The organism is Streptomyces hokutonensis, assembly GCF_042751305.1.
Lineage (GTDB): Bacteria > Actinomycetota > Actinomycetes > Streptomycetales > Streptomycetaceae > Streptomyces > Streptomyces hokutonensis_A.
The window spans coordinates 208855-215342 of record NZ_JBHYWD010000016.1; the positions used below are offsets into that span (position 1 = coordinate 208855).

Genomic DNA, 6488 nt, shown 5'->3' on the forward strand with positions numbered 1-6488 from the left:
TCATCCGACCACGCCCCGCGGCGTGGCACCCTCCCATGGGTGGACGGCGGGTGCTCGGGGGCGTGGGCCCGCGTGAATCTCCGTTCACCGGCGGACGAGTCATGCCCAACTCTGCCGTCGGGAACGGGAGTTCACGCGGACCCACTCGGAGTCGGAGAAGCCCGAACTCCTCTCAGACCCAGCCGACGACCGGTACGAACCGGTTGACCAGGTGGGTGATCTGCCCGTCGGCGTTGACGGTGGCCTGCTCGATGCCGCTCTGGCCGATGAGGCGGCCGTCGGTCCCGCGGGCGGCCTGGATCCAGTGGCACTCCAGCCTGCCGTCGTCGAGCTCCGTGACGGTCCAGAAGTGCTTGCTGTCGGCCATGCCCTTGGCCAGGTGCTCGTACACCGCCATGATCGCGGGCAGACCGGTCGCCGGTTCCATGCCGTCAGCGAGTTCGACGACTGCGTCTGGTGCGAAGATCGCCTCAAGCTCCTTCAGGGCCTCGGGCTCGTACGCCGTACGGTCGTAGATACTGATGTAGCGGTCGATGACGGTGTCGTGGACGGGAGTTGCCCCGGTCGTCTCGGTCATGGTGTTGCCTCCGTCGTTTCTCAACTGGAACCGGGAACGCTCCGGTTCCCGACTGTGGGGTGTTGCGGTCAGGTGGCGATGAGGGCGAGCACGGCGTCGCGTCGCTCGCGCAGCAGCCGCAGGCCCTCTTCGGCGGCTGCGCGGGTCTGGGCCGGGTCCGCCTCCTCGGGGCCGAGCAGGGCCGTCACCGCGGCGGCCATGACCCTGTCGGGCTGGTCGACCGTGACCACGCTCGGGGTCCGCGGCCCGGTGAAGGCTCCGAGGAAGCCGGTCATGAGTGCCTGCAGGGCGTAGGCCTGTTCGTCGAGGGGCCAGTCGGTCCGTACCAGCCGGTGCTCGCGCCACACCGGCAGGACCGTGTACATCAGCGCGGTGGGGCCGATCAGGTCGAGCAGTTCCACGCTGCGCGGATGCTCGGCGAGAACGCCCAGCAGGTCGTCGTCGCCGGCCTGCATCGCGCGTACGAACGGGTAGCTCACGGCGTTGCGGGCGATCCGCGGGAAGAGCCGATGCGGACGGCAGCTGGCCGGGTCGGCGCCCAGTGCCTGGATCTCACCCTCCAGGAAGGTCAGGAAGTCCCTGGTGAACAGCCCGAACAGCAGGTCGTGCTTGGTGCCCCAGTACAGGTACACCGTGCCCTTGCCGATGTGCGCCTTCTGCGCGATCTCGGCCACGGTCAGACCCTTGACGCCGCGTTTGAGGACCAGATGCCGGGTCGCGGCGAGAATCCGGGCCGCCGTGGCGGAGTCGTGTTCGGCCAGGACTGTCATCGTCGGCCTCCTTGTCGATGTCGATGCCGACGCCGAGGAGTGTCAGCGGGTGGTGTGCCCTCCTCATGTCGGGGAGAGGTCCCGGTCCTTCAGCAGGCCCGCCTTGTTGCCCGTCACCATCCGTTTCAGCAGGCGGGAGGTGACGGGAAGCCGCATCCCCAGTCCGACGGCCCTGCGCATGGTCAGTTCCTTGTTGTCGGCGGGCACGAAGAACCTGCGCTGGTCCAGGCCGTTCTGCTGGAACACGGTCACATGGGGTCGCAGGGTCCGCTCCCACACGGCCAGCGCCTGGCGCGCGTCGGACGGGTGGCGGTCCAGCATCGTGCCGAGGAGATCCGCCCCGGTGATCCCCATCGAGACGCCCATGCCGGCGTAGAGGCTGACACACCAGGCGGAGTCCCCGACGAGGACGACCCGGCCGTGATGCCAGGTGTCCATCCGTGCCTGCTCGACCGAGTCGAACAGCAGGTCGTCGGCGGTGTCGAGCGCGTCGAGCACCTCGCCCAGCAGACGGCCGGGCGGCTCGGGGCCGAACGCGGCGCGTACGCGTCGGGCCGGTGGCTCCGTGAATTCGGCGTCCACGTCGTCGGTGTGGTAGTTGAGCAGCACCGTCTGCACGCCGCCGTTGAAGGGGAAGACCCACAGCGACCGGTTGGCCTCCATCAGGGTGGCGCCGTCGTCCGGATGGAGTTCGCTGAGCCGGCCGGGAAGCCTGTAGGCGACCGCCATGTAGTTCATCCGGTGCAGGTACTTCTCGTGCGGCCCGAACACGAGGGACCGCACCGTGGAGCGCAGCCCGTCGGCGCCGACCACGAGGTCGAACCGCTCCGTGACCGAGGTGTCGTCCGTGGTGTCGGTCAGCGTGACGTCCACGCCGTGGGCGTCCTGCTCGATACGGGTCGGCACCGTCGAGTAGCGGATCTCCACGTCGTCGGGCAGCGCCATGAAGGCGGCCTCCTCGACGTCACCGCGCACCGTCATCCAGGGAGTACCGGGCAGGTCCCCGTAGCTGAGAGCACCGCGCCGACGGCTCCCGGCGCGGTCGAACTCGTACTGGACGGTCCCCGGAGGGGTTCGGTTGCTCAGTTTGTCGAGGATGCCCAGGCGCTGTGCCGGGTGCCTGCCCCCGCCGAACAGTGCGATGAAGTACCCGCCGGTGCGCCGGGCCGGGGCCCGTTCGACGACGACCGGTGTCCAGCCGATCTGTCGCAGCCGCAGGGCGGTCGAGATTCCGCTGATGCCCAGCCCTACGACGAGGGCACGGCGTTCCTTGCTGTTCTGTGCCTCCATGCCTGTGTACCTCCTGGCATTTCGGGGTGCGCGGACTGACCGAATTCGTCATTCGGTCAGCCCACAAGTCGGCTCATACGGGAAGCGAGACGAGGGTCAGGAAGTGGAGAGAGACCCTGACTACATCGGCTTGATGTTGAAGTTGTGGCTGAACAGGTTGGTGGGATCGAACTCCGTCTTGACCCTGCGGAGCCGCTCGTACTTCGCGGCGCCGAACACGTCGGCCAGCGCGTTCTCGCCCGGCTCGAAGTTCAGGTTCACGTAGGACGTGCTCAGGTCGAGCAGCTTCTTGGTCTTCGTCCAGGTGTCGCGGGTCCAGGGGACGATGCGCTCACGGTCCTCGGCGGTGGTGAAGCCGACCTCGACGCCGATGTGCCACTCGGCGGCCCGGCCGCTGTACGCGGTGGCGTCGTCGTCCAGGTCCTGGACCGCGCCGCCGAGCGACTGCACGGCGAAGACCTCGCGCTGGACGGCGCCGGACGAGATCTTGTCGTGGTACTCCACGGCGTGCTCGACCACGCACTCGGTCAGGGGCCGGGACAGTTCGCGGGTCAGCCCGGACTTCATGTACCAGCCCGCGCCGTAGCCGGCGATCTCGTCGAAGGCCGTTTGGACGGCGCGGAAGTCGGTGGTCGCGACCGCGCCGAACAGCGGCTTGCCCACACTGCGGACCTCGCGCAGGATCTCGTCGTCCTGCTCCCCGCGGTAGACGACGTTGGCGATCATGAGGCGCTGGCCGGCGACCTGCTCGGCGAGGAACGGGAACGCGTTGGGGTCGAGGCCCAGCGCGCAGGTGATGCTCATCGTGCGGGGCGCCTGCTTCATGAGCTGCCCGAACCTGTACAGCACGTCGACGGCGTCCGACATCAGGTAAACCAACGGGCCGCCCTGGACCGGACCGAGGGGCTGCGTCCTGCATTCGAACTCGGTGACGACCCCGAAGTTGCCGCCGCCGCCGCGAAGGGCCCAGAAGAGATCGGGGTTCTCGTCCTCGCTCGCGTGGACGATCTCACCCTCGGCGGTGACCACGCGCAGCCGCACGAAGGAGTCGCAGGTCATGCCGAACGACCGGGTGAGGTAACCGATCCCGCCGCCGAGAGCCAGTCCGGCCAGTCCGGTGTGGGACACGATCCCGGCCGGCATGACCAGCCCGTGCTCAAGGGTCGCGTTGTCGACGCTGCCGAGGAGAGCGCCTCCCTGGGCGCGTACGCGGCGGGTCGTGGGGTCGGCGACGACGTTCCCCATGCCGGAGAGATCCAGCGTGATCCCGTCGTCGCACATGGAGTGACCCGGGTAGCTGTGACCGCCGGCCCGGATGGCCAGCGGCAGACCGGCCTCGCGGGCCAGCCGGACCGCGGCGACGACGTCGTCGTCGTCCGTGGCCTTGACGACCGCCAGCGGCCTGCGGTCGATGTCCCCGTTCCACAGGCTGCGTGCCGTGTCGTACGAGGGCGAGGCGGCGGTGATCACCTCGCCTTTGAACGCGGACAGAAACGCGGTTCCCCCGGAGACTTTCTCGATCGAACTCATGCGGGCTCCTTCAAGCCGTGTCGGGCGATGCCTGGTGGGGAGGGTTCAGCGCGCCGCCTCGTCCTGCATGATGTCCGCGAGGTACTCGCCGATCATCATCGCGGTCGCGTTCGGGCCACGGGATGTCATCGTGGGGAAGATCGAGGTGTCGGCGACCCTGAGACCGTCGATTCCGTGCACACGCAGCCGCTGGTCGACGACGGCCTGGTCGTCGGAGGCCGGTCCCATCCGGCAGGTGCCCGAGGGATGGCCGCCGCCGACGCGTTCGAACGCCCACGCGTCCAGCTTCTTGTCGTCCTCCACCGTCCTGGCGTCCAGCCCGACGATCGAGGCCCCCAGCTCGCGGAGTCCGGAGGTGTTGAAGAGTTCGAACGCCACGCGGATCGCGACCCGGAACCGCACGTAGTCCTGCTGCTCGCTCAACAGGTTCCAGCGCAGGTCCGGCAGCTTGTCGGGGTCGCCGGACACCAGCGTGACGGTGCCACGGCTCTCCTGCTTCTGCACGACGATGCCCAGCATCGCGTGCCGCAGCGCGCGCGCCTGCCGTGTCACCGCCTTCGGGGAGGTGCCGATCATCGCCTTGGCGGCCTTGAGGGGGCGCGCGAAGACGTCCGTGACGCCCAGCATGTCGCTGTTGCGCGTCACCATCGGCAGGAGCTCCAGATCCGATCCCTCGGCGGTCCAGTGGAGCGTGGAGGTCATCGTCCCGCGATCGATCTGCTTGACCAGGTGGAGGCGCGAGTCCCACGACGCCGTGACCATGGAGTTGTCCGTCAGCTGCTGACCGACCCCGGGCAGGTCCCGCACGACGTCGACGCCGTGTTCCCGCAGGTGCGCCGCCGGGCCGATGCCCGAGACCAGCAGCAGATGCGGTGAGCGCAGTGCGCCGGCCGAGATGACGATCTCGGTTCCGTGGAAGACCTGAGGGCGGCCGTCGACCGTGGCCTCGATGCCCACCGCGCGCGTCTTCTCGGTCAGCACGCGCCGCGCGACCGCGTTGCCCACGATGGTGAGGTTCGGCCGGCCCGTCGCGGGCAGCAGGTAGGCCAGGGCGGTGCCGAACCGGTGGCCTTCGAAGATGTTCAGCGGGACGGGTCCCACACCGCCCTCGGGCCGGGGGTCGTTCTTGTCGGGGTCCGACCCGAAGCCCAGTGCGTGACAGCCCTCGTCGAACGCCGTCGTGAACTCCGGAGCCCGGTCCAGGGGCTCGCGCCGCACCGGGACCGGACCGTCGGTGCCGTGGGCGTCACCGCCGAAGTCGAGGTCACGCTCCATCCGCTTGTAGTACTTGAGGACCTTGTCGAAGGCCCACAGGTCGTTCCCGAGCTTGGCCCAGGTGTCGAAGTCGTCCCTGGTGCCCCGGATGTAGTAGCACCCGTTGATCGAGCTGGATCCTCCCAGCCCCTTGCCGCGCGGATACGGGATGCTGAGGCCGCGCCGGACCTCGCCCATGTAGGCCCAGTTGTTGGGGTGCCCGGGGGCGCCGGCCGCGACGATGGCCGGAGCCAGCAGCTCCTGGGGCATCTCCTCGACCCGGGAGTAGACCGGGCCCCCTTCCAGCAGGAGGACGCTGAGGTCGGGGTTCTCGCTGAGTTTCGCCGAGAGGGCTCCGCCGGTGGATCCCGCACCCACCACGATCACGTCGTACTTTTTTTCCGCCACGAGTCCGCTCCGTTCTCGATTTCAGAGATGCAGAACACGCTGGAATGCCGCTCCGGCGTCGTCACGAGGCTCCTGACAAGCCTGTGTGGAATACGCCACCAGCGACTGACTGGCAGTCAAATCTGCCGGAATACTGACACCCGTCAGGCTGGGAGTCAATCGTCGTGCCCGGAAAGGTTTCGCCAATCGGAGGCACCGCCTCACAGGCTTCGGAAAGGCCGTGCACGACCCTTGACGCCCCTGGTCAGCGGGAGCAGGCTGGGGCGCACTGACCGGCAGTCAGTCCCTTTCGGCGGAGCTGTGCTCCGTCGCATTCGCGATGCGAGCAGGTCCGATGGACCCCGCTGAGAGCGACCCATCCCAAGGGCACCTTCAAAGGAGAACCCGATGGCGACTGCTGACCGGTCCAGGAACGAGATCGACGGCACGTGGCAGATCACAATGCGCCCAGACCTGTCTCCCGCGCACAGCGCGGTACTGGAGTTGTCCCGGGACGGCGACTCCCTGTCCGCGAAGATCGAGAGCGCCGACGGCACCGGAACCGGCGAAGGATTCGTCGACGGGAGCCGGATGGCGTGGGGGGTTTAAGTAGGGGGTAATGCGGCGCCCCCGCGGGGGGAGGGGGGGGGCAGAGAGAAGGCCACGGTGTCGAGTGGGGC

At 68.6% G+C, this 6488-nt stretch carries 6 protein-coding genes; 1 reads left to right on the top strand and 5 read right to left on the bottom strand.

What is annotated here, in order from left to right:
• Window positions 1-172: 172 nt before the first annotated feature.
• The 5 genes from ACFXC1_RS35065 to mftG form a co-directional block, all read right to left on the bottom strand.
• Window positions 173-577, bottom strand: a complete 405-nt coding sequence (locus tag ACFXC1_RS35065) for a nuclear transport factor 2 family protein (protein WP_381250645.1) — start codon at window positions 575-577, stop codon at window positions 173-175.
• Between the two features lie 68 nt (window positions 578-645).
• Complete coding sequence (locus tag ACFXC1_RS35070; RefSeq protein ID WP_381250647.1) at window positions 646-1347, bottom strand: TetR/AcrR family transcriptional regulator; 702 nt, start codon at window positions 1345-1347, stop codon at window positions 646-648.
• A gap of 63 nt (window positions 1348-1410) precedes the next feature.
• Window positions 1411-2637 (bottom strand): FAD-dependent monooxygenase, encoded by a 1227-nt coding sequence (locus tag ACFXC1_RS35075; protein WP_381250649.1) that lies wholly within the window; start codon window positions 2635-2637, stop codon window positions 1411-1413.
• A gap of 120 nt (window positions 2638-2757) precedes the next feature.
• The gene (locus ACFXC1_RS35080; protein ID WP_381250651.1) at window positions 2758-4167 is read right to left on the bottom strand and encodes an FAD-binding oxidoreductase; all 1410 of its coding nucleotides are present in this window, start codon (window positions 4165-4167) and stop codon (window positions 2758-2760) included.
• A 45-nt stretch (window positions 4168-4212) separates the two neighbouring features.
• Complete coding sequence (gene mftG, locus ACFXC1_RS35085) at window positions 4213-5829, bottom strand: mycofactocin dehydrogenase MftG (RefSeq protein ID WP_381250653.1); 1617 nt, start codon at window positions 5827-5829, stop codon at window positions 4213-4215.
• A 387-nt stretch (window positions 5830-6216) separates the two neighbouring features.
• Here mftG and ACFXC1_RS35090 point away from each other — a divergent pair, with 387 nt between their 5' ends.
• On the top strand, window positions 6217-6417 hold the full coding sequence (locus ACFXC1_RS35090) for a hypothetical protein (protein ID WP_381250655.1): 201 nt from the start codon (window positions 6217-6219) through the stop codon (window positions 6415-6417).
• Window positions 6418-6488 lie beyond the last annotated feature (71 nt).